Annotated in this window: 20 protein-coding genes and 1 riboswitch; of the genes, 12 read left to right on the top strand and 8 right to left on the bottom strand. The window is 61.4% G+C overall.

All coding sequences use genetic code 11. From position 1 onward, the window contains the following. Nucleotides 1-4: 4 nt before the first annotated feature. Nucleotides 5-111, bottom strand: a riboswitch (S-adenosyl-L-homocysteine riboswitch). Nucleotides 112-302: 191 nt separating this feature from the next. Both BT125_RS07455 and BT125_RS07450 read left to right on the top strand, forming a co-directional pair. Then, complete coding sequence (locus BT125_RS07455; RefSeq protein WP_072346269.1) at nucleotides 303-704, top strand: acyl-CoA thioesterase; 402 nt, start codon at nucleotides 303-305, stop codon at nucleotides 702-704. A 252-nt stretch (nucleotides 705-956) separates the two neighbouring features. After that, nucleotides 957-1,838 (top strand): formate/nitrite transporter family protein, encoded by an 882-nt coding sequence (locus BT125_RS07450; RefSeq protein ID WP_072405875.1) that lies wholly within the window; start codon nucleotides 957-959, stop codon nucleotides 1,836-1,838. A gap of 45 nt (nucleotides 1,839-1,883) precedes the next feature. Here the strand turns inward: BT125_RS07450 and BT125_RS07445 are convergent, their stop codons facing one another. Then, entirely contained in the window at nucleotides 1,884-3,044 is a 1,161-nt protein-coding gene (locus BT125_RS07445; protein ID WP_072405874.1) for an MFS transporter, read from the bottom strand. A 301-nt stretch (nucleotides 3,045-3,345) separates the two neighbouring features. Between BT125_RS07445 and BT125_RS07440 the strand changes: the two genes are divergently transcribed. Then, on the top strand, nucleotides 3,346-4,179 hold the full coding sequence (locus tag BT125_RS07440) for an EamA family transporter (protein ID WP_072405873.1): 834 nt from the start codon (nucleotides 3,346-3,348) through the stop codon (nucleotides 4,177-4,179). Nucleotides 4,180-4,228: 49 nt separating this feature from the next. Next, nucleotides 4,229-4,612, top strand: coding sequence for an MAPEG family protein (locus tag BT125_RS07435; RefSeq protein WP_072405872.1), 384 nt, complete (start codon nucleotides 4,229-4,231; stop codon nucleotides 4,610-4,612). Between the two features lie 151 nt (nucleotides 4,613-4,763). On the opposite strand, the gene BT125_RS07430 is transcribed toward BT125_RS07435, so the two are convergent. Continuing rightward, nucleotides 4,764-5,951: a murein transglycosylase A gene (locus BT125_RS07430; protein WP_072405871.1), complete on the bottom strand. Its 1,188-nt coding sequence runs from the start codon at nucleotides 5,949-5,951 to the stop codon at nucleotides 4,764-4,766. A gap of 125 nt (nucleotides 5,952-6,076) precedes the next feature. On the opposite strand from BT125_RS07430, the gene BT125_RS07425 reads away from it, so the two are divergent. Beyond that, on the top strand, nucleotides 6,077-6,526 hold the full coding sequence (locus tag BT125_RS07425) for a c-type cytochrome (protein ID WP_060740241.1): 450 nt from the start codon (nucleotides 6,077-6,079) through the stop codon (nucleotides 6,524-6,526). Between the two features lie 45 nt (nucleotides 6,527-6,571). On the opposite strand, the gene BT125_RS07420 is transcribed toward BT125_RS07425, so the two are convergent. Next, a complete protein-coding gene (locus tag BT125_RS07420) occupies nucleotides 6,572-6,967 on the bottom strand; it encodes a DUF1090 domain-containing protein (protein ID WP_060740242.1) in 396 nt (131 codons plus the stop codon). A gap of 91 nt (nucleotides 6,968-7,058) precedes the next feature. Beyond that, nucleotides 7,059-8,738, bottom strand: coding sequence for an NAD-dependent DNA ligase LigB (ligB, locus tag BT125_RS07415; RefSeq protein WP_072405870.1), 1,680 nt, complete (start codon nucleotides 8,736-8,738; stop codon nucleotides 7,059-7,061). Nucleotides 8,739-8,944: 206 nt separating this feature from the next. Here ligB and BT125_RS07410 point away from each other — a divergent pair, with 206 nt between their 5' ends. Beyond that, entirely contained in the window at nucleotides 8,945-9,565 is a 621-nt protein-coding gene (locus tag BT125_RS07410) for a LysE family translocator (RefSeq protein WP_072405869.1), read from the top strand. A 129-nt stretch (nucleotides 9,566-9,694) separates the two neighbouring features. Here BT125_RS07410 and metK read toward each other — a convergent pair whose 3' ends face one another. Both metK and BT125_RS07400 read right to left on the bottom strand, forming a co-directional pair. After that, nucleotides 9,695-10,885 carry a methionine adenosyltransferase gene (metK, locus tag BT125_RS07405; protein ID WP_072405868.1) on the bottom strand — a complete coding sequence of 397 codons (1,191 nt, stop codon included), beginning with the start codon at nucleotides 10,883-10,885 and terminating at the stop codon, nucleotides 9,695-9,697. Nucleotides 10,886-10,904: 19 nt separating this feature from the next. Beyond that, complete coding sequence (locus BT125_RS07400; protein ID WP_072405867.1) at nucleotides 10,905-11,900, bottom strand: ArsR/SmtB family transcription factor; 996 nt, start codon at nucleotides 11,898-11,900, stop codon at nucleotides 10,905-10,907. A gap of 310 nt (nucleotides 11,901-12,210) precedes the next feature. Here BT125_RS07400 and tkt point away from each other — a divergent pair, with 310 nt between their 5' ends. The 6 genes from tkt (at nucleotide 12,211) to fba (ending at nucleotide 18,558) form a co-directional block, all read left to right on the top strand. Next, nucleotides 12,211-14,208 (top strand): transketolase, encoded by a 1,998-nt coding sequence (gene tkt, locus BT125_RS07395; RefSeq protein ID WP_072405866.1) that lies wholly within the window; start codon nucleotides 12,211-12,213, stop codon nucleotides 14,206-14,208. Between the two features lie 151 nt (nucleotides 14,209-14,359). Continuing rightward, nucleotides 14,360-15,415 carry an erythrose-4-phosphate dehydrogenase gene (gene epd / locus BT125_RS07390; RefSeq protein WP_060740248.1) on the top strand — a complete coding sequence of 352 codons (1,056 nt, stop codon included), beginning with the start codon at nucleotides 14,360-14,362 and terminating at the stop codon, nucleotides 15,413-15,415. A gap of 24 nt (nucleotides 15,416-15,439) precedes the next feature. Then, the gene (locus BT125_RS07385) at nucleotides 15,440-16,603 is read left to right on the top strand and encodes a phosphoglycerate kinase (protein WP_072405865.1); all 1,164 of its coding nucleotides are present in this window, start codon (nucleotides 15,440-15,442) and stop codon (nucleotides 16,601-16,603) included. 31 nt (nucleotides 16,604-16,634) lie between these two features. Then, nucleotides 16,635-16,859 carry a hypothetical protein gene (locus BT125_RS07380; protein WP_072405864.1) on the top strand — a complete coding sequence of 75 codons (225 nt, stop codon included), beginning with the start codon at nucleotides 16,635-16,637 and terminating at the stop codon, nucleotides 16,857-16,859. Between the two features lie 56 nt (nucleotides 16,860-16,915). After that, complete coding sequence (locus tag BT125_RS07375) at nucleotides 16,916-17,251, top strand: MliC family protein (protein WP_072405863.1); 336 nt, start codon at nucleotides 16,916-16,918, stop codon at nucleotides 17,249-17,251. Between the two features lie 242 nt (nucleotides 17,252-17,493). Continuing rightward, nucleotides 17,494-18,558 (top strand): class II fructose-bisphosphate aldolase, encoded by a 1,065-nt coding sequence (gene fba, locus BT125_RS07370; protein WP_003177554.1) that lies wholly within the window; start codon nucleotides 17,494-17,496, stop codon nucleotides 18,556-18,558. A 238-nt stretch (nucleotides 18,559-18,796) separates the two neighbouring features. On the opposite strand, the gene BT125_RS07365 is transcribed toward fba, so the two are convergent. Together BT125_RS07365 and BT125_RS07360 are read right to left on the bottom strand one after the other, a co-directional pair. Continuing rightward, nucleotides 18,797-19,465 (bottom strand): polysaccharide lyase family 7 protein, encoded by a 669-nt coding sequence (locus BT125_RS07365; RefSeq protein ID WP_072405862.1) that lies wholly within the window; start codon nucleotides 19,463-19,465, stop codon nucleotides 18,797-18,799. Between the two features lie 334 nt (nucleotides 19,466-19,799). Further along, on the bottom strand, nucleotides 19,800-20,468 hold the full coding sequence (locus BT125_RS07360; RefSeq protein ID WP_072405861.1) for a polysaccharide lyase family 7 protein: 669 nt from the start codon (nucleotides 20,466-20,468) through the stop codon (nucleotides 19,800-19,802). Nucleotides 20,469-20,696 lie beyond the last annotated feature (228 nt).

Here is a 20,696-nt window from a genome sequence, read left to right as displayed (position 1 = left end):
TGTATGCGAATGGGCGCCGTTGTGCGTTTAGTGTTCGTGCGGGCAGGCCCGTACAAACAACGCCCCATCCGAGCCTGACAGGTCGAGCCTGCTGCAGCGCCCCTCGGACAGGTGGCGGGAACGATCCAGCGTGTGGACCGGGTAAAGCGGGGGCGATTATAACGGGCTAATCGGATCTTCCAAAAGGGTTTCTGTCGGCAAATCGAAATTGCCGATGACCGTCATAGGGGCCGCGACGTAGAGCCGGGCAGCCTGGTCTGCCATGATGCAGGCATTCATCGGCCAGACGCTCAGGAGTGAACATGAATTTCCACACCCGCAAATGGGTCAAGCCCGAAGACCTCAACCCCAACGGCACGCTGTTCGGCGGCAGCCTGTTGCGCTGGATCGACGAGGAGGCGGCGATCTACGCCATTGTCCAGCTGGGCAACCAGCGCGTGGTCACCAAGTACATCTCGGAAATCAATTTCGTCAGCGCTTCGCGCCAGGGCGACATCATCGAGCTGGGCATCACCGCCACCGAGTTTGGCCGCACCTCCATCACGCTGACCTGCGAGGTGCGCAACAAAATCACCCGCAAGAGCATCCTGACCGTGGAGAAAATGGTCTTCGTCAACCTCGGCGAAGACGGCCTGCCCGCGCCCCATGGCCGGACCGAGATCAAGTACGTCAAGGATCAGTTCAAGGATGATGTCGTCGAGTGAGATCGGCGCGCTGTCATCGCAAGCAAGCTCGCTCCCACAAGGGGGCTGCGGTGAGGTCAGATTCAGGTTTGCCGCCAACTCCCCTGTGGGAGCGAGCTTGCTCGCGATGACGATTGCACATTCAACACCGATGCAAACCGACCCACCGCTACCGCGAGCAAGCTCGTTCCCGCATCTTGTGTTTGGGGTGCCACTGAACAGCTCTGAACGCCGCGTGTCGTAGGTATATCACGCCACGGGTTCAGGAGTTGCATGGACACTCATAAAGACGGCAAGACCCCAGACCTTTCGGCTCAGGAGCAGCACGAAGTCGACCGTAACCAGCCGCCGCGGGCGGCCGTGTTACATGAAATCATCCGCACCCAGGGCAATCTGGAGCTGGAGCGCAGTATCGCCGCGCTCTGGTGGTCGGCCCTGGCGGCGGGACTGACCATGGGGTTGTCGCTGATGGCGATGGGTTTGCTCAACTCTCGGCTGCCGGATCACGAGGGCTTCAAGGTGATCGCCAGTTTCGGTTACTGCGCCGGCTTTCTCGCGGTGATTCTGGCCCGCCAGCAACTGTTCACCGAAAACACCCTGACCGCCGTGCTACCGATCATGAGCAAACCCACGCTGGGCAACTTCGGTCGGTTGTTGCGGCTTTGGGGGGTGGTACTGGTGGGCAACCTGTGCGGCACTTTGCTGGTGGCCTACGTGATGCTGCATCTGCCCATTTTCGACCCGCGCACCGACCAGGCCTTCCTGGAGATCGGCCGCAAGGTCATGGAGAACGACACCGGCCAGATGTTCGCCAAAGGCATCATTTCCGGCTGGATGATCGCCACCATGGTCTGGATGATTCCCTCCATGGAAAGCGCCAAGATGTGGATCATCATTCTCATCACCTATCTGATGGCGCTTGGGGACTTCACCCACATTGTCGTCGGCTCGGCCGAAGTGTCGTATCTGGTCTTTGCCGGGCAGTTGTCGTGGGAGGACTTCTGGATGGTGTTCGCTGGGCCGACGTTGGCGGGCAATATTGTCGGCGGGAGCTTTATCTTTGCCTTGATCAGTCATGCGCAGATTCGCAGCGAAGTAGGCCTGCCCAAGGATAATTCTGCCAAAGCGGCAAGGCAGCGCATCGACGCGGAGTAGAGGGGAGCCTGAGCGCAGGTGCTCAGGCGATGACTGAAAGCGTTCTTAAACAGCGACTGCCGCCAAGCGCCGTTGTCGATAGATATAGAACAACGCTGTCAACGTCGTCAGGCCGCCGACAGCTGCCCCGGTCCATGGTAAGTCCGCCAGGTCAGCCCCACTGGCCACCACCAACCCACCCATCCAAGCACCAGCCGCGTTGCCGAGGTTGAAGGCGCTCTGGTTCAGGGTCGAGCCAAGGTTCGGCGCTTCATGGGCCTGATCGATGATCAGCAGTTGCAGGATCGGGCACAGGGCAAAGGCGAAAATACCCCACAACACCAGGGTGATCGCCGCCGGAATCACCGATTGGCTGGTTTGGCTGAACGCGGCGAGCACCAGTACCACGGCCAGCGCCATGCCCACCAGCGAGGGCAGCAGGCGCCGGTCGGCCAGGCGTCCGCCGAGGAAGCTACCCGCCGTCAGGCCGACGCCGAACAACAGCAGCATGACGGTGATGCCGTGGGGGCTGACGCCGGTGATGTCTTGCAGGATGGGTGCGATGTAGGTGAACACGCTGAACAGGCTGGTGGAGGCCAGTACGCTCATGCCCAGGGCGAGCAACACGTTGACCTTGCCCAGGACCTTGAACTCGCTGGCCAGGTTGGCTTTGTCCATGGGAATGTCCTTGGGCAGCCAGATCCATTGGGCAATGGCCGCGATCACGCCGATGATCGAGACCGCCCAGAAGGTCGAACGCCAGCCGGCGTATTGACCCAGGGCCGTGCCCAACGGGACACCCAGCACGTTGGCCAGGGTCAGGCCGGTGAACATCATGGCAATCGCCTGGGCCCGTTTATTCGGCGCCACCAGCCCGGCGGCCACCACCGAACCAATGCCAAAGAATGCTCCGTGGCACAGCGCAGTAATGACCCGGGCGGCCATCAGCGTGGCGTAGTTCGGCGCCAGGGCACAGAGCACGTTGCCGAGGATGAACATCAGCGTCATGCCCAGCAGCGTCGCCTTGCGCGGCATGTTGGCGGTGCCGATTGCCAGGATCGGTGCGCCGAACACCACGCCCAGGGCGTAGCCGGTGATCAGCAGCCCGGCCTGGGGAATACTCACGGCCAGGTCCCGGGCGACATCGGGCAACAGCCCCATGATGACGAATTCAGTCGTGCCGATGCCAAAAGCGGCAACGGCCAAAGCAAGCAAGGCGAGTGGCATGCGCAGGGTCTCTGTCTGTAGTCTTGACGCGCGGGTCAGGCATACGCATGCCGGCGCCCTATTCGAGTGAACGGGACAACCGCGAGATTATTGGAATTAGGGTATGCGCAACTGAGTGCGGCGTGATCGGCTTGAAGTATAAACGATAGCGAATCAATTCATGAGCCCGCTGATCGTAGGAGCTGTCGAGTTACAACGCGGCTGCGATCTTTCCACTGACAATTGTGTCTGGCGTGAAAGATCAAAAGATCGCAGCCTTCGGCAGCGCCTACGGGCGGAGGGACAAGACAAGGAGCGTGCCGTGCTTGCGACGGCCTTGGTGTTGGTAGCGGCGCTGTTGCATGCGGCGTGGAATACGCTGATCAAATTCAGTGGTGAGCGTTTGCTGGTGGTGGCGTGCATGGACAGCGTCGCCCTGCTGTTCGTCGCGTTGGCCCTGGGTTTCGTGGCATTGCCGCCGTTAGAGATCTGGCCGTGGATCCTGGCCTCGGCGGCGTTCGAGCTGTTGTACCGTTATTTGCTGATCCAGGCTTATCGGGTTGGTGACCTGGGGTTGGTCTATCCACTGATGCGCGGCCTGTCGCCGCTGGTGGTGCTGGCCCTGACGTTTATTTTCGCTGGCGAAGCGCTGACGACCCAGCAGGTCATCGGTATTTTGCTGATCCCGTTCGGCATGCTTTGCCTGTTGTGGCAGGGCGGTGGCGGCGACCGGCTGCCCTGGTCGATGCTGCCGGTGGTGGCGTTGATCGGCCTGTGCATCGGTTGCTACACCTTTATCGATGGCCATGCCCTGCGGCGTTGGTCCCATCCGCTGGATTACCTGGTCTGGGTCACGCTGCTCAGCGCCTGGCCCTTCCCCTTGCTGGCGTTGGTGAGCAAACGGGCGGCGTTCATGCGGTTCTGGCACGAACAGTGGCGGCTGGGGTTGGCGATCGGATTCTGCGTATTGTTCAGCTACGCTCTGGTGCTATGGGCCATGCAACTGGGTTCGATCGCCGAAGCGGCGGCGCTGCGGGAGATCAGCGTGATCCTGGTGGTGCTGTTCGGCATGCGCTACCTGAAAGAACCTTTTGGCCGGCCGCGGCTCTTAGCCTGCGCACTGGTGCTGATCGGCATGCTGGTGATGAAAGCCTGACCGGCGCTTGGCGCTCGATTCTCTATAAAACTCAAAAAGGAAGTGCGGTATGACGGTTGCTCTGTGGTGTGTGTTGATTGCTTTTCTCCTGCCTTATCTGTGTATCGGGATCGCCAAGGCCGGTGGGAAATACCGGTTGCAGGATAATCACGATCCCCGGGACTTTCTCGATTCACTCGAAGGCGCTCCCCGGCGTGCCTACGCAGCGCAACTGAACAGCTTTGAAATCAGCCCGTTTTTTGCCGCCGCCGTGATCGTCGCGCACCTGGCCGGCAACGCCGAACTGGTCACCATCAACGTGCTGGCGGTGCTGTTCATCACCAGCCGCCTGCTCTACATCATTTGCTATCTGGCGGACTGGGCGATTCTGCGTTCGCTGGTATGGTTCGTGGGGGTGGGGCTGGTCTTGAGTTTCTTCTTTGTTTCGATTTGAGCCTGGCGGCTGAATCGTCGGCGTCTGTACTGGCCCTATCGCGAGCAAGCTCGCTCCCACATTGGATCTAGCTGCACACAAGATATGTGTCCACTGGAGATCAACTGTGGGGAGCTTGCTCGCGATGGGGCCGGGACAATCAACACATCTCTCAAGGATTGGCGGTCACCGCATTCGCCACCTGCGGCACTTGCGGCAACGCCATGCCCTTGGGCCAGAGCATCCAAATCTGTCCCTGTTGCTTCATGTCCCCGGCCAACTGCCCTGCGGCCTCGCCCGTGCCCCAGAACAGGTCCGCCCGCACTTCGCCGGTAATCGCACCGCCAGTGTCCTGGGCGGCGACGGGGCGGTTCAAGGCGCTGCCGTCGGGGCGAGTGGTGGATAACCACAACAGGCTGCCCAGCGGAATCACCTTGCGGTCCACCGCCACGCTGTAGCCGGCGGTCAGCGGTACATTCAGCGAACCTCGCGGGCCTTCGTTGCTGTCGGGGTTGCGGTTGAAGAACACGTAGCTGGGATTGCTGCCGAGCAATTCGGGAATGCGGTTCGGGTTGGCCTTGGCCCAGGCACTGATGGTGCCCATGGTCACGTCTTCTTTCTTGAGTTCGCCTTGTTCGACCAGCCAGCGTCCGATGGGGCGGTAAGGATGGCCGTTCTGGTCGGCATAACCGATGCGCAGTTGGCGGCCATCAGCCAACTGAATGCGTCCCGAACCCTGGATTTGCAGGAATTGCAGGTTCATGGGGTCGGTCAGCCAGGCAATGACCGGCGCCTTCACGCCATTGGTTTCGATGGTGGCCGCGTCGTCGTACGGCTTGAGCACCCGGCCTTCGAGGCGGCCGCGCAGGCGTTTGCCCTTGAGCTCAGGGTAGAGGCTGTCCAGCGACACGATGATCATGTCCTCCGGTACACCGTAGACCGGGACATTCGCCGTGGTGGTCTGGGTGAGGCTGCCGGGGTAGACCGGCTCATAATAGCCGGTAATCAGGCCGTTGGGGCTGTTGTCCCCCGAACGCAGGCCATAGACGTCCAGGTTCTGTTTCAGGAAGTTGCGTACATCCTGTGGGGTTTGCGGCACATTGGCCGCTGCCGCACAGGTCGGGCCCCAGGTCGCATCGGCCTTGAGCCGGGTGCACGCGCTGCGCCAGGAACCGAAACCGGCCAGCAGATCTGCATCGGACACCGCCGGCAACGCCTCCCAGGGGGCGCTGACATAGGTGGCGAGGGCGTGGGTCTGAGGTTCTTCGACCTTTTCGCCGCGGTTGCAACCGGCCAACAGTGCCATCAGCGGTAGGGTCAATGCCAGGCCTTTGTGCCAGGGCTTGATGCGGCTGTTCATGAAGATTTCCTTTGCAGCCATTCGGGCGCTGTCAGGCGCTCGAACAACCCGTATTGTTGATAGGGCCATTGGTCTTTACCGATGACCCGAGGATACTAACCGCCGTTTCCTGCCCCGAGGCCAAGATGTTTGTAAAACGATTTTCCATGGCCGTGCTGGCCTGCCTGATGTTGTCCGCTTGTGGCGGCGTCGATCCCAATTCTCCCCTGGGCCAGCGCAAGACGATTTTCAAGCAGATGCTCAAGACCAATGAAGAGCTGGGTGGCATGTTGCGCGGCCGAGTCCCGTTTGACGGCGCGCGTTTCGCCGAGGGCGCGGCGCAACTGGACCAATTGTCCCATGAGCCCTGGAAGCACTTCCCCCAAGTGCGCGAGCAAGATCACACCAGCGCCCGGGATGACGTCTGGCAAAAACAGGCGCGCTTCCAGGAACTGGCCCGCAACCTTGAAGCGGCCACCGGTGAGTTGGTGACCGCCAGCAAAGTCCAACCGTACAGGGCCAGTTACCTGGGGCCGGCGGTGCAGAAGGTCGAAGATGCGTGCAGTGCCTGTCATAAAGAGTTTCGGGATTATTGACTTGCCTTGAAAGATCGCAGGCGAAGCCTGCGATCTTTTCAACGTTCACTTATCCAACTCATCCACCGCTTCCTGCAATTCCTTGCGGGAGGTTGCCAGCTTGTCCTTGCGTTTGTTGATCCGTTCGGCATCGCCTTTCTTCATGGCCTTTTCCAGGTCGGCCTGACGCCGGCTGACCTCGTGCTTGGCATCGAGCACCTTGTTTTCACGTTCCTTGCGCAAGGACGCATCGGTGCAATGGGTGGTGACTTCACTCAACGCGGTTTCCAGGCCTGCCTGCTGGTCCTGGTTGCCACGGGACTTGGCCAGTTCGATCTGGTTGATGATGCCCTGGCGCTTGGCCGCGCAGCCAGTGAGTTCCGGGGTTTGCTCGTCCGCCAGCAAAGGGGCGGCCATGGCGCTGCATAAGACCAGCAGGGCAACGGGGGACAGGAAATTCATAGCAACTCCGTAAAAAAATCGCGAGCGGTCGGTACAGATGCGCTGTTGGAACGCATGTTCGCCCCTGGGGTTCAACCGCACGGGGGGCGGATTAAAAACCGTCGACCCCGGCGGAGCGTAATACGTCACTCAAGGCCAACACCTGCGGGTCGCGAAAAAAGGCGCTCAATTGCGCGGCGCGTCCCGGCCCGATGCCGACTTCGGCTTGCCATTGTTCGGTGCTGCGCTCGGCCAGCGCCGGCCACGGCTCTTCCAACCGGGCCTCACCAATGGGTGGCAGGCCCAAGGCCTTGAGCCATTGCCCGAAAGGGCGTTGCCGGGCGCTGTCGAAGCTGGCGAGCAAGCGGGCGCTGGTGCGTTCGCCGAAGCCGTCAATGTTAGCAAGCTCGGCGGCATCGAGGGTCAACCAATCCAACAATCCGTGAAGCCTGCCGGCAGCGAGGAGCTTTTCCCAGGTGCCGGGGCCGACATGGGGCAGGGCGAGCCCGTGTTTGCCGCTGAGCCAGTTCAGGCGTGCGAGGAATTGGCTTTCGCAGCCGGGCGTCGCTTGCCAGCAACTCAAGAAGTGGTGATCGCTTGCCGCGGGGGCATTGACGTCCTGGCGCTCAAGGCTGCGCAGCACCACCTCGTCGAGTCGTGGAATGGTCAGCCCGGCCAGGCTGATGGCGACCCGATCGCCGGGGCGGATGTCCATTTCCTCCCAGCGCTTGAGAGAGCTGACGCTGACCCGGCGAACCCGCCGGTCGTCGAGCAGGGTCGGTTCAAGTTCCAGCACGGGGGTGATGCGCCCGGTACGCCCGACCTTGAAGCGCACCTTGCGCACTTCGGCCAGGGCCTGGGCATACGGGTATTTCCAGGCCACGCTCCAGAACGGCGCCCTGGCCTGCCAGCGTTCGGCCGGTGGACGGCGGCTCTGGCGCAGGACGATCCCGTCGCTGGCGAAGGGCAGCGGCGTGCGATACCAGCGGTCGCGCCACCGCTCGGCATCCCTCAGCGTCCGGACAGGCTGGTTGTAGTCGCGGGTGTCAGCGAAACCCAGCGCATTCAGCGCGGCCATCCGCTCGGGCAGGGTGCCGGGCCCTTCAGGCCAGTCCCAGACAAACAGACCGATGGAGGATGCCTCCTGCGCCGTCAAATTGTTGCGCGCCATCAAACCCGCCACGGTTGCGCGGGCGTTCAGGCTGCCGCGGCTGGCTTGGACATGGGCGTCCAGGCGCCAATACAACTCGCCCTGGACGACCAGATCCGCGGGCTGGCGCAGTCGCTGCGCGATGGCGCCGATCTGGTGCGCACTCGCGGTCCAGTCATGCCCCAGGACACCATCGCCACGGCTGATCGCTTGATGCAGGCGACCTTTGCGGTAAACCAGGGAGACCGCCACGCCATCGACTTTCGGTTGCGCCCAGACGTCCTCTCGAGCAAGCAGCCAGGCATTCACGGCGTCGGCGTCCTTCAGTTTTTCCAGGCCGGTATGGACGACGGGGTGACGTACCTTTCCGCCCGCTGAGCGCAGGGGGGCGTCGGGTGCCGCGAGATTGAAGCAGCGGCGCCATTGGCTCAGCTGTGTACGGGATTGATCATAAAGCTCATCGGCCACCAGCGACTGGCCGAGGCGGTGGTAACGGTCGTCCCAGGTGTCGATTTGTTGTTGCAGCGTGGCAATCTCCGCCCGGGCCCGTTCAGCGGGCCAGTCGGGGCAGGGTGTGGCTACCGCTACCGCGGGGAGGGCCATGAATGCGAGACAGGCGAGGGCATAGAGGAACGGGGGCATCGAAGCATCCTTGCTCGGTTGAGTCTCTGAAGGCTAGTCAGCGTCCCGGCTGTTGCGAGGGGTGGAGCGTTACCGGATTTTGCGGCGCCTGGTGGCAAAGTCGCGGCGGTACAGTCCTGCGCGATTTCGCCACGCAACTGTCCCTTGAACCCCTCAATGACCGGTGCAGAATGAGCCTTCGATCCACCTTTGCCTGGAACGCCCGAATGGACCTGCCGACACTCGCTGTTTTCATTCCGGCCTGCTTTGCGCTGAACATGGCGCCGGGGCCGAACAACCTGCTCTCCATCAGTAACGCCTCGCGTTATGGCTTCGTCCGGGCGTGCAGCGGCGGCATCGGTCGGTTGCTGGCGTTTGCGATCATGATCGCCCTGGCGGCGGTGGGGCTCACCGCCGTGTTGCACACATCGGAGCTGCTGTTCCTGGGGATCAAGCTCGTCGGTGCCGGTTACCTGTTCTATCTGGCCGTGCAGTTGTGGCGGGCCCAGCCCGAGGCCGACAGCGAAGCCGGGCTCGTATCGATGACCCGGGCCGGCCTGGCGCGCCAGGAGTTCCTGGTGGCCATTGGCAATCCGAAGGCAATTTTGTTGTTCACTGCGTTTCTGCCGCAATTCGTCGACCGCACAGGTATCGTCACCCAACAATTCGCCGTGCTGGGTGGCTTGTTCCTGGCGCTGGAGTGCATCGCCATCGGGTTGTATTGCTACATGGGCATTTACGCGCGGCGGCTGTTCGCCCGGCCCAGTGGCAAACGCCTGTTCAATCGGATGTGTGCGGGACTGCTCGCCAGTGCGGCTTCGTTTTTGCTGGTGGCACGGCGGACCTAGACTCTCTGAGGTCCCTGTTGGCACCGGAGGCATGGTCTCCTCGCCACAGGGGCGGTGCCTGGCTTTGATTTTTTGATAAAAAAGCCCCTGGCGACCCAGTCGCCAGGGGCTTTTCATTACACGCGGGTGTTACAGGCCGGCAGCGGCGCGCAGGGCGTCCGCGCGGTCGGTCTTTTCCCAGGTGAACGTGGTGAAGGTATCGCCATCGACGGTCTTGGTCTCTGGCGTACGACCGAAGTGACCATAGGCGGCGGTGTCCTGGTACATCGGGTGCAGCAGGTCGAGCATGGTGGTGATAGCGTATGGACGCAGGTCGAACACTTCGCGTACCAGGTTGATGATCTTGTCATCGCCGATCTTGCCGGTGCCGAAGGTGTTCAGCGAGATCGACGTAGGCTGGGCGACGCCAATGGCGTAGGACACTTGGATTTCGCAGCGCTCGGCCAGACCGGCGGCCACGATGTTCTTGGCGACATAACGACCGGCGTAAGCGGCCGAGCGGTCAACCTTGGAAGGGTCCTTGCCGGAGAACGCGCCACCGCCATGACGGGCCATGCCGCCGTAGCTGTCGACGATGATCTTGCGACCGGTCAGGCCGCAGTCGCCCACCGGGCCGCCGATGATGAACTGGCCGGTCGGGTTGATGTGGAACTGGGTGTCCTTGGACAGCAACTCGGCAGGCAGCACGTGCTTGACGATCAGTTCCATCACGCCTTCGCGCAGGTCTTTATAGGACACCTCAGGGTTGTGCTGGGTCGACAGGACGACGGCGTCGATACCGACCACCTTGCCGCCTTCGTAACGGCAGGTCACCTGGGACTTGGCGTCCGGGCGCAGCCACGGCAGCAGGCCGGATTTACGGGCTTCGGCCTGGCGTTTAACCAACTGGTGCGAGAAGGTGATCGGGGCCGGCATCAGCACATCGGTCTCGTTGCTGGCGTAGCCGAACATCAGGCCCTGGTCGCCTGCGCCCTGGTCTTCTGGCTTGGCCCGATCAACGCCCTGGTTGATGTCCGGGGACTGCTTGCCGATGATATTCATCACGCCGCAGGTCGCGCCGTCGAAGCCGACGTCGGAGCTGTTGTAGCCGATGCCCAGGATGACGTCGCGAACGATCTGCTCCAGGTCGACCCAGGCCGACGTGGTGACTTCGCCAGCGATGATCGCCACGCCCGTTTTCACCAGAGTCTCGCACGCCACGCGGGCGAACTTGTCTTCAGCAATGATGGCGTCCAGCACCGCATCAGAAATCTGGTCGGCGATTTTGTCCGGATGCCCTTCAGACACGGACTCGGAGGTGAAAAGGGAGTATTCGCTCATCTCGATGTTTTCCTACAAGTTACCGTTGGTGAGTGTCGCCAGTGGGTCGCTGAAAGTGGCGAACCTGGATCTGGAAACCATTACGTAAGCCTACATAGAGGCTTTCCCCGGGCACGAGGCCCGCTGCGGTGGCCCAGCGGGCCAGGTCGTCCTGTTCAAAGCCGAGCCAGAGGTCGCCGCAGGCTTCCCTGGCCCAGCTCTGGTTGTGGCTGCATAACTCGGTCACCAGCAGGCTGCCGCCCGGTTGCAGCAGGCGGGCCATGTGCTTGAGTGCATCGGCCGGCGCGGCGAAATGATGCAGCACCATGTTCAATACCACGCAGTCGGCCTGCAGGCTCATGCCATCCAGTGCATCGGCCAGTTGCAGGCGCACGTTAGCCAGAGCCTCGCGCTCACACACCTGGCGCGCCAGCTCGAGCATGGCCGGGCTGTTGTCCAGCGCCGTCACCTGGCTGAAACGTCGCGCCAGCTCCGGCAGAAAGGCGCCATCGCCGGGGCCGACTTCGATCGCCGTGGCCGCAGGCTCGAAGCTCAATTTGTCGAGCAGCGCCACCACGCTTTCACGGTATTGCGGCAAGCCGGCGATCAGGTCTTGCTGGGCGCGAAACTTCTCGGCGACCCGTGCGAAGAAGTCCTGGCTGGCGGCCGCCCGTTGTCCGTGAACCTGGGCGATGCGAGCCTGCACGTCGGTCGGCAGGCTCAGTGCGTCCACTTCGTCCAGCAGCGCCGCGTGCAGCTTGCCGCCCAGCAGATCGGTATGGGGTAGGGCGCGGCGATAGAAAATGGCGTTGCCTTCCCGGCGGGTCGCCACCAGGTCGGCCTGGGCCAGGACCTTGAGGTGGTGACTCATGCCGGACTGGCCGATGCCGAAGATCTGCGCCAGTTCCAGCACGCCGAACGAATCGTTGGCCAGGGCGCGCAATACATTGAGCCGCAACGGATCGCCGCCGGCCTTGCAAAGGGCCGCCAGCTCATCGCAGTCGTCGTGGCGAATGGAGGGCGCGGGCAGGTTCATAGTGGGGCCGTCTGTTTCACTAGTGGGGCGGTCCGTTTCAGTGGGGCAGTCTAGTGAGGGGTTTGGATCATCGCAAGTTCAATATCAAAAAGTTTTGATATTGGATGATAAATGGCACTTCCCGATCCGTGCTTGACTCTACAGGCCATCAGCGGAAAGGTTTCACCCGGCGAATGCGACTTTATCCACCGGAAAAACGCTCAAGGATGACTATCTATCATTGCCCCGGGGCGGGTGGGTGAGGGAAAATGCTCGCCTTTTTCAGTTTCGTTTTATTCATTCTCGATTCAATACCCGCAGGAGAACAGCGATGCCCAGCCGTCGTGAGCGTGCCAATGCCATTCGTGCCCTCAGCATGGATGCCGTGCAGAAAGCCAACAGCGGCCATCCCGGTGCCCCCATGGGTATGGCGGATATCGCCGAGGTGCTTTGGCGCGACTACCTCAAGCACAGCCCGAGCAACCCCTCGTTCGCCGACCGTGACCGCTTCGTGCTGTCCAACGGCCACGGCTCGATGTTGATCTACTCGCTGCTGCACCTGACCGGCTATGACCTGTCGATCGATGACCTGAAGAACTTCCGCCAGTTGCACAGCCGCACCCCGGGCCACCCGGAATATGGCTACACCCCAGGGGTGGAAACCACCACCGGCCCACTGGGCCAAGGCCTGGCCAACGCCGTGGGTTTTGCCCTGGCGGAAAAAGTCCTGGCGGCACAGTTCAACCGCCCAGGTCATAACGTCGTCGACCACCACACCTACGTATTCCTGGGCGATGGCTGCATGATGGAAGGCATTTCCCATGAAGTCGCCTCCCTGGCCGGTACCCTGGGCCTGGACAAGCTGATCGCGTTCTACGACGACAACGGCATCTCCATCGATGGCGAAGTCGAAGGTTGGTTCACCGACGACACCCCCAAGCGCTTCGAAGCCTACAACTGGTTGGTAATCCGCAACGTCGACGGTCACGACCCGGAAGAGATCAAGACCGCCATCGAGACCGCTCGCAAAAGCGCCCAGCCGACCCTGATCTGCTGCAAGACCACCATCGGTTTCGGCTCGCCGAACAAGCAAGGCAAGGAAGACTGCCACGGCGCGCCGTTGGGGGCCGAGGAAATCGCCCTGACCCGTGCCGCGCTTAAGTGGAACCATGGCCCGTTCGAAATCCCGGCCGACATCTACGCCGAATGGGATGCCAAGGAAAAGGGCCGTGCGCTCGAAGCCGAGTGGGACCAGCGCTTCGCTGCCTATTCCGCCGAATTCCCCGAGCTGGCAAACGAGCTGGTGCGTCGCCTCAGCGGCGAGCTGCCGGCCGACTTCGCCGAAAAAGCCTCGGCGTACATCGCTGAAGTCGCCGCCAAGGGCGAAACCATCGCCAGCCGCAAGGCCAGCCAGAACACCCTGAACGCCTTCGGCCCATTGCTGCCGGAACTGCTGGGCGGTTCGGCCGACCTGGCTGGTTCCAACCTGACCCTGTGGAAAGGCTGCAAAGGTGTCAGCGCCGAAGACGCCAGTGGCAACTACATGTACTACGGCGTTCGCGAGTTCGGCATGAGCGCAATCATGAACGGCGTAGCGCTGCACGGTGGCCTGGTACCTTACGGCGCCACTTTCCTGATGTTCATGGAATACGCCCGCAACGCCGTGCGCATGTCGGCGCTGATGAAAAAACGCATCCTGTATGTGTTCACCCACGACTCCATCGGCCTGGGCGAAGACGGCCCGACGCACCAGCCGATCGAGCAACTGGCGAGCCTGCGCTGCACGCCGAACCTGGACACCTGGCGTCCCTGCGACGCCGTGGAATCGGCAGTGGCCTGGAAATACGCCCTCGAGCGTAACGACGGCCCATCGGCGCTGATCTTCTCCCGTCAGAACCTGCAGCACCAGAACCGCGATGCCGATCAGATCGGCGACATCACGCGCGGCGGTTACGTGCTCAAGGACTGCATCGGCGAGCCTGAACTGATCCTGATCGCCACCGGCTCCGAAGTCGGCCTGGCCGTCCAGGCCTACGACAAGCTGACCGAGCAGGGCCGCAACGTACGCGTCGTGTCCATGCCGTGCACCAGCGTGTTCGACGCCCAGGATGCCGGCTACAAGCAGGCGGTATTGCCGCTGCAAGTCAGCGCGCGGATCGCCATCGAGGCTGCCCATGCCGATTACTGGTACAAGTACGTGGGCCTGGAAGGCCGCGTGATCGGCATGACCACCTACGGCGAATCGGCACCTGCGCCGGCGCTGTTCGAGGAGTTCGGCTTCACCCTGGAAAACATCCTGGGTCAGGCTGAAGAGCTGCTGGAAGACTGATCCGAAAGTTGCCTCGTCCGGGCTGACGCCATCGCGAGCAAGCTCGCTCCCACAAGGTTCTCCAGCGATCCTGTGGGAGCGAGCTTGCTCGCGATGGCGGAGCTTCAGGCAATACTGGACTGAAGGATTCACCACGGTAATCGAGAACCCCATGCCCCAACCGCGTCCCTACAAAGTTGCACTCAACGGCTACGGCCGGATAGGTCGTTGCGTCTTGCGTGCATTGTTCGAGCGAGGGGCCAAGGCCGATTTCGAAATCGTGGCGATCAATGACCTGGCCGACATGGCCAGCATTGAATACCTGACACGCTTTGACTCCACTCACGGCCGGTTTCCCGGTGAAGTGCGGGTCGAGGGCGATTGTCTGCATATCAATGGCGACTGCGTGAAAGTGCTGCGCAGCGCCACCCCCGAAGGCATCGATTGGGCGTCCCTGGGTGTCGATCTGGTGCTCGAGTGTTCCGGTGCCTACCACACCCGCGAAGACGGCCAGCGTTTTCTCGCGGCCGGCGCGCCACGGGTCCTGTTCTCCCAGCCGATGGCCAGCGAAGCGGATGTCGACGCCACTATCGTCTATGGCGTGAACCAGGATTGCCTGACCGGCGAAGAGCTGCTGGTGTCCAATGCGTCCTGCACCACCAACTGCGGCGTGCCGCTGTTGCGCCTGCTGGACCAGGCCATTGGTCTGGAATACGTGTCGATCACCACGATCCACTCGGCGATGAACGACCAGCCAGTGATCGACGCCTACCATCATGAGGACTTGCGTCGCACCCGTTCGGCGTTCCAATCGGTGATTCCGGTGTCCACTGGTCTGGCGCGCGGCATCGAACGGCTGCTGCCGGAACTTGCCGGGCGAATTCAGGCCAAAGCCGTGCGGGTGCCGACGGTCAACGTGTCCTGCCTCGATATCACGATGCAGACCGTGAGCGATACCGACGCCACCGAGGTCAACCGGATCCTGCGCGAAGCCGCCACCAGCGGCCCGCTCAAAGGCCTCCTGGCTTACACCGAGTTGCCTCACGCCAGTTGTGATTTTAACCATGACCCCCATTCGGCCATTGTCGATGCCAGCCAGACCCGTGTTTCCGGGCCGCGGCTTGTGAACATCCTGGCCTGGTTCGACAACGAATGGGGGTTTGCCAACCGAATGCTGGACGTTGCCGAGCATTACCTGCAAACCGCTTCGAAAAAACCTGCTCTCTAAACAGTTACCCAGGAATTGCGACCCATGACCGTGTTGAAGATGTCCGACCTCGATCTGCAAGGTAAACGCGTACTGATCCGCGAAGACCTCAACGTCCCCGTCAAGGACGGTGTTGTCACCAGCGACGCGCGTATCCTGGCTTCGCTGCCGACCATCAAGCTGGCCTTGGAAAAAGGCGCGGCCGTGATGGTTTGCTCCCATCTGGGCCGTCCGACCGAAGGCGAGTTCTCGGCGGAAAACAGCCTCAAGCCGGTAGCCGATTACTTGAGCCGTGCCTTGGGTCGTGACGTGCCGTTGGTCGCGGACTACCTGGGCGGCGTCGATGTGAAGGCCGGTGATGTCGTGTTGTTCGAAAACGTGCGCTTCAACAAGGGCGAGAAAAAGAACGCCGACGAATTGGCCCAGCAATACGCCGCCCTGTGCGACGTGTTCGTGATGGACGCCTTCGGCACCGCACACCGCGCCGAGGGTTCGACCCATGGCGTGGCGAAATTCGCCAAAGTCGCCGCCGCAGGCCCGTTGCTGGCGGCCGAGCTGGACGCACTGGGCAAGGCCCTGGGCTCGCCGGCTCAGCCGATGGCCGCCATTGTGGCCGGCTCCAAAGTCTCCACCAAACTGGACGTGCTCAACAGCCTGAGCCAGGTGTGCAACCAGTTGATCGTCGGTGGCGGTATCGCCAACACGTTCCTGGCCGCCGCCGGTCACCCGGTCGGCAAATCCCTGTACGAGCCGGACCTGCTGGACACCGCCCGGGAAATCGCCGCCAAGGTCAGCGTACCGTTGCCGGTGGACGTGGTCGTGGCCAAGGAATTCGCTGAAAGTGCGACGGCCACTGTCAAGCTGGTGGCCGACGTGGCCGAGGATGACATGATCCTGGATATCGGCCCGCAAACCGCAGCCAACTTCGCCCAATTGCTGAAATCCTCCCAGACGATCCTGTGGAACGGCCCGGTCGGCGTGTTCGAGTTCGACCAGTTCGGCAACGGCACCAAGGTGCTGGCCCAAGCCATCGCCGAAAGCGATGCGTTCTCCATCGCCGGCGGCGGCGACACCCTGGCGGCCATCGACAAATATGGCGTGGCCGACCAGATCTCCTACATTTCCACCGGTGGCGGCGCGTTCCTCGAATTCGTCGAAGGCAAGGTGTTGCCGGCCGTGGAAGTCCTGGAAAGCCGGGCCAAGGCCTGAGGCGGCGTTGACCAGGCAAAGGAGTGTTCTGATGGTCAAGACGTTCACGTTGTTGCTGGCGGCAACGATGCTGGTGGCTTGCTCGAGCAGCCCGGAGGCTCCGGCCCCGCAAACCGGCGCGCCGACGCCCGAAGAAGGCTGTTACCAGGCCGACTGGCAGGCCGAGACGAATCCGGTGCTGAACAAGCGTTCCGGACCGGACGGCCTGGACAAATACGAGACGCAAACCCCGGCCAAGGAACATGGTTGTCCTTGACGGGTCTGACTCTTAACTCATGGCGGGCGGCGTGTGCCGTCCGTCGAGGAACATGGATGAAAGGCTTGATCGCCGTTATGGCGTTGGCATTGCTGGCCGGTTGTTCGCAACTGGGTTTTTTGCAGTCGTCCGAGCCCGTTGCAGAGGGCTGGACAAGCTGGACCTGTGACAGCGAGGCCAAAGTGCTCTGGCGCTACGCCGATGCCGCCCGCAAGGAAGTCGATGTACGCCTGGGCGGCGCCGATAAGGTTTATCGCCTCACGCTTGAGCCGGGTGCCGAAGGCTCGTTGTACAGCGATGACATGCTGGCGTTTCACGTCAAGGGTGAGGAAGGCCTGGTGTACTGGGTCGCCACCAATGACTTGATTGGGCGTGGCTGCAAGGCCAATTGATCCATAGAGATCCAATGTGGGAGCGGGCTTGCTCGCGAATGCGGCGGGTCAGCTTGCATATCTGCTGAATGTGAAACCGCATTCGCGAGCATGCCCGCTCCCACAGGGGTCTCTATAGTTTTGAGATTTTGTTTCACCGAACACGCAGCTCGGGCCAACCCCCGATCCGCAATGACTTGAATAGCCGCCGCCGCTCCGGCAGGCTGGCACGATTAACGACCCTCGACCGGGAGAGAGACACAATGGCACTTATCAGCATGCGTCAGATGCTGGACCACGCAGCCGAATTCGGCTACGGCGTTCCAGCCTTTAACGTCAACAACCTTGAGCAGATGCGCGCCATCATGGAAGCCGCTGACAAGACTGACTCCCCGGTGATCGTCCAGGCTTCGGCCGGTGCCCGCAAATATGCCGGCGCGCCGTTCCTGCGTCACCTGATCCTGGCGGCGATCGAAGAATTCCCGCACATCCCGGTGTGCATGCACCAGGACCACGGCACCAGCCCGGACGTCTGCCAGCGCTCCATCCAACTGGGCTTCAGCTCGGTGATGATGGACGGTTCCCTGGGCGAAGACGGCAAGACCCCGACCGACTACGAATACAACGTACGCGTTACCCAGCAGACTGTGGCCATGGCCCACGCTTGCGGTGTGTCGGTGGAAGGTGAGCTGGGTTGCCTGGGTTCGCTGGAAACCGGCATGGCCGGTGAAGAAGACGGCATCGGCGCCGAAGGCGTGCTGGACCACAGCCAGATGCTGACCGACCCGGAAGAAGCGGCGGACTTCGTCAAGAAAACCCAAGTCGATGCCCTGGCCATCGCCATCGGCACCAGCCACGGCGCCTACAAGTTCACCAAGCCACCGACCGGCGACGTGCTGGCCATCGACCGCATCAAGGAAATCCACAAGCGCATCCCCAACACCCACCTGGTGATGCACGGTTCGTCCTCGGTACCGCAAGAGTGGCTGGCGATCATCAACCAGTACGGCGGCGACATCAAGGAAACCTACGGCGTGCCGGTTGAGGAAATCGTCGAAGGCATCAAGTACGGCGTGCGCAAGGTCAACATCGACACTGACCTGCGCCTGGCCTCTACCGGTGCCATGCGTCGTTTGATGGCGACCAACCCGAGTGAGTTTGATCCGCGTAAGTTCTTCGGTGCTACTGTGACGGCCATGCGTGATGTGTGCATTGCGCGTTATGAGGCGTTTGGGACTGCGGGTAATGCGTCGAAGATCAAGCCGATTTCGTTGGAAGCGATGTATCAGCGGTATTTGAAGGGTGAGTTGAACGCTAAGGTCAACTAAGGCTTCAGTGGTGTGAGAAAACCCGCAGTGATGCGGGTTTTTTTGTGTTTGGGATTTGTGTGTATATCCGTTTTTTTTGTTACGGCTACTTAGGGTTCCGCCCTTACGGCGGGTCACTTTTGCGCTTCTCAAAAGTGACCCGCCGTAAGGGCGGAACCATAAGTAGCCGTGACCACAGCAATGGATATACACACGGTACCCCTAGGTAAATCCCCACGAGATTTCCGAAAGCGCCGGCTCAAGTGTTGTGATCGATATCCAACTTGCTGAACGTCACCTTCCCACCTTCGCTGGTATAGCCACTGTTGTCCTGCACATACACGCCAGCCTTGAAGTACAACGGCTTGACCTTCCATTTGGAGCTGATGGTGGTGTACCAACTACGACCCGCCGCAGTAATACCCAGGTCACCCGTACGATCGAGGTGGAGCCGATAACTGAAGGACTGAGCCAGCTTCACGCCGGTCGCGACGGTGACAACCCGACCCTCATCGTCATCGGGGCGCATGCGGACCTTGGCAACGATGTCGCCAGTCTTGCCGTCATCCTTGTACTGGTACTCCAGTTTCACCATGGGTTTGCTGCTGTCCTTGGCATGAATCTGCCCGATCACGATCTTGCCGCTGCTGGGCACCTGATTGACCACCAGGGTCGCGCTCAATTTATTGTCGGCGTCAGGGTAGACCCAGTTGCGCAAGGTGCCGTCCTTGTAGGTTTCCCGTAATTCACTGCGTGGGTAGATCGCGTTTTCCGTCTTGGTGCCGGTGACCGGTGACCAGAAATACACCGTGCTGCCTTCGGAGTTGAAATATTTGTCCCGGAACCCATCCACCAGCCGAGGGGTTTCGATGGTCTTCGGCGGGCTGCCTTCGGGAATGCTCAGGTTCCAAGTTGCAAGATCGACCATGTTCGGATCCTTTCTGAGAAGAAGAAATGATTTACGCCACAGCCGGAGGGCTCTAAGACGCGCTTTTTGCTGAGGCCAAGAGGGGGCGCGAACGAGTATTTGGCACGTTCGTACGGCGGAGGGTTGGCGTCAACAGTCCGTCAGAGTTGCGTTTGCCGGTTTGGTGCCCGAGACCGACGACCGTTAGTCGGCTAATTAGAGTTTTTCGGGAACATGGCGATATGGCATCTGTCTATGGCGCCCAGTTATAGGGCATCAAGCAGCGGACAGGGAGGTTTTTGTCGCACGTGGCAAGCAGCGTTCCCTGCTGCTATGGCGCTACGAGAGGGCGCAATCACAGGTTGTGATCGATATCCAGCATGCTGAAGGTCACTTTCCCGCCTTCGGTGACGTAGCCGGTGTTGTCTTGCACATACACGCCTGCCTTGAAGTACAGCGGTTTGTCGCTCCAGGTGTTGCTGATGTTGGTATTCCACTGATAGCCGGCGCCGTTGATGGTCAGGGCGCCGGCGGGGCTGAGGTGAATCAGGTAGGAGAACGACTGGTTCAGCTTGATGCCCGTGGCGATGGTAATGACTTGGCCCGATTCGTCATCTGGGCGCATGCGGACCTTGGCGACGATGTTGCCGGTGGAGCTATAGGTCTTGTACTGGTACTCCAGCTTCACCATGGGGCTGGTGCTGTCCTTGGCGTGGATCTGGCCGATCACGATCTTGCCGCTGCTGGGCACCTGGTTGACGGTCAGGGTCGCGACCAGTTTGTTGTCCGCCGCCGAGTACAGCCAGTTGCGCAAGGTACCGTTGCTATAGGTCTCCCGCAGTTCGCTGCGCGGGTAGATTGCGTTTTCCGTCTTGGCGCCGGTCACCGGCGCCCAGAAGAACAGGGTCCCGGTTTCGGAGTTGAAGTATTGGTCCTTGAACCCCTGTACCAGCAGTGGGGTTGAAATGGTTGCCGGTGGGCTGCCCTCGGGGATGCTCAAGTTCCAGGTAGCGAGATCGATCATGTCCGGATCCTACGTAACGAAGCGAAAAAAGATGAAGCCCTGGCGCGGGCTCTAACTCGCGCGTTGTGGGCGTGTTGATCACGCAGGATGGGTATTTCTTGATGACCGTCCGGCGGATGATTGACGTCAATTGTTCGTCGTAGGTGTCTGTGCAGTTTTTGTGCCCGAGGTGGGTGACCGTTAGTCGGCTATTCCCGGCTTTGCCTGGATGATGGCGTGATGACACCT

It is taken from the genome of Pseudomonas sp. NFACC04-2 (assembly GCF_900119265.1).
Lineage (GTDB): Bacteria > Pseudomonadota > Gammaproteobacteria > Pseudomonadales > Pseudomonadaceae > Aquipseudomonas > Aquipseudomonas fluorescens_AA.
Note: the sequence above shows the minus strand (reverse complement) of the source record. Positions and strands in the feature narration are given on the sequence as shown.

What these genes read in the sequence shown, in the direction of transcription:
- BT125_RS07455 (WP_072346269.1), top strand. Translation starts at nt 303, where the DNA reads ATGAATTTCCACACCCGCAAATGGGTCAAGCCCGAAGACCTCAACCCC.
- BT125_RS07450 (WP_072405875.1), top strand. Translation starts at nt 957, where the DNA reads ATGGACACTCATAAAGACGGCAAGACCCCAGACCTTTCGGCTCAGGAG.
- BT125_RS07445 (WP_072405874.1), bottom strand. Translation starts at nt 3,044, where the DNA reads ATGCCACTCGCCTTGCTTGCTTTGGCCGTTGCCGCTTTTGGCATCGGC.
- BT125_RS07435 (WP_072405872.1), top strand. Translation starts at nt 4,229, where the DNA reads ATGACGGTTGCTCTGTGGTGTGTGTTGATTGCTTTTCTCCTGCCTTAT.
- BT125_RS07430 (WP_072405871.1), bottom strand. Translation starts at nt 5,951, where the DNA reads ATGAACAGCCGCATCAAGCCCTGGCACAAAGGCCTGGCATTGACCCTA.
- BT125_RS07425 (WP_060740241.1), top strand. Translation starts at nt 6,077, where the DNA reads ATGTTTGTAAAACGATTTTCCATGGCCGTGCTGGCCTGCCTGATGTTG.
- BT125_RS07420 (WP_060740242.1), bottom strand. Translation starts at nt 6,967, where the DNA reads ATGAATTTCCTGTCCCCCGTTGCCCTGCTGGTCTTATGCAGCGCCATG.
- ligB (WP_072405870.1), bottom strand. Translation starts at nt 8,738, where the DNA reads ATGCCCCCGTTCCTCTATGCCCTCGCCTGTCTCGCATTCATGGCCCTC.
- BT125_RS07410 (WP_072405869.1), top strand. Translation starts at nt 8,945, where the DNA reads ATGGACCTGCCGACACTCGCTGTTTTCATTCCGGCCTGCTTTGCGCTG.
- metK (WP_072405868.1), bottom strand. Translation starts at nt 10,885, where the DNA reads ATGAGCGAATACTCCCTTTTCACCTCCGAGTCCGTGTCTGAAGGGCAT.
- BT125_RS07400 (WP_072405867.1), bottom strand. Translation starts at nt 11,900, where the DNA reads ATGAACCTGCCCGCGCCCTCCATTCGCCACGACGACTGCGATGAGCTG.
- tkt (WP_072405866.1), top strand. Translation starts at nt 12,211, where the DNA reads ATGCCCAGCCGTCGTGAGCGTGCCAATGCCATTCGTGCCCTCAGCATG.
- epd (WP_060740248.1), top strand. Translation starts at nt 14,360, where the DNA reads ATGCCCCAACCGCGTCCCTACAAAGTTGCACTCAACGGCTACGGCCGG.
- BT125_RS07385 (WP_072405865.1), top strand. Translation starts at nt 15,440, where the DNA reads ATGACCGTGTTGAAGATGTCCGACCTCGATCTGCAAGGTAAACGCGTA.
- BT125_RS07380 (WP_072405864.1), top strand. Translation starts at nt 16,635, where the DNA reads ATGGTCAAGACGTTCACGTTGTTGCTGGCGGCAACGATGCTGGTGGCT.
- BT125_RS07375 (WP_072405863.1), top strand. Translation starts at nt 16,916, where the DNA reads ATGAAAGGCTTGATCGCCGTTATGGCGTTGGCATTGCTGGCCGGTTGT.
- fba (WP_003177554.1), top strand. Translation starts at nt 17,494, where the DNA reads ATGGCACTTATCAGCATGCGTCAGATGCTGGACCACGCAGCCGAATTC.
- BT125_RS07365 (WP_072405862.1), bottom strand. Translation starts at nt 19,465, where the DNA reads ATGGTCGATCTTGCAACTTGGAACCTGAGCATTCCCGAAGGCAGCCCG.
- BT125_RS07360 (WP_072405861.1), bottom strand. Translation starts at nt 20,468, where the DNA reads ATGATCGATCTCGCTACCTGGAACTTGAGCATCCCCGAGGGCAGCCCA.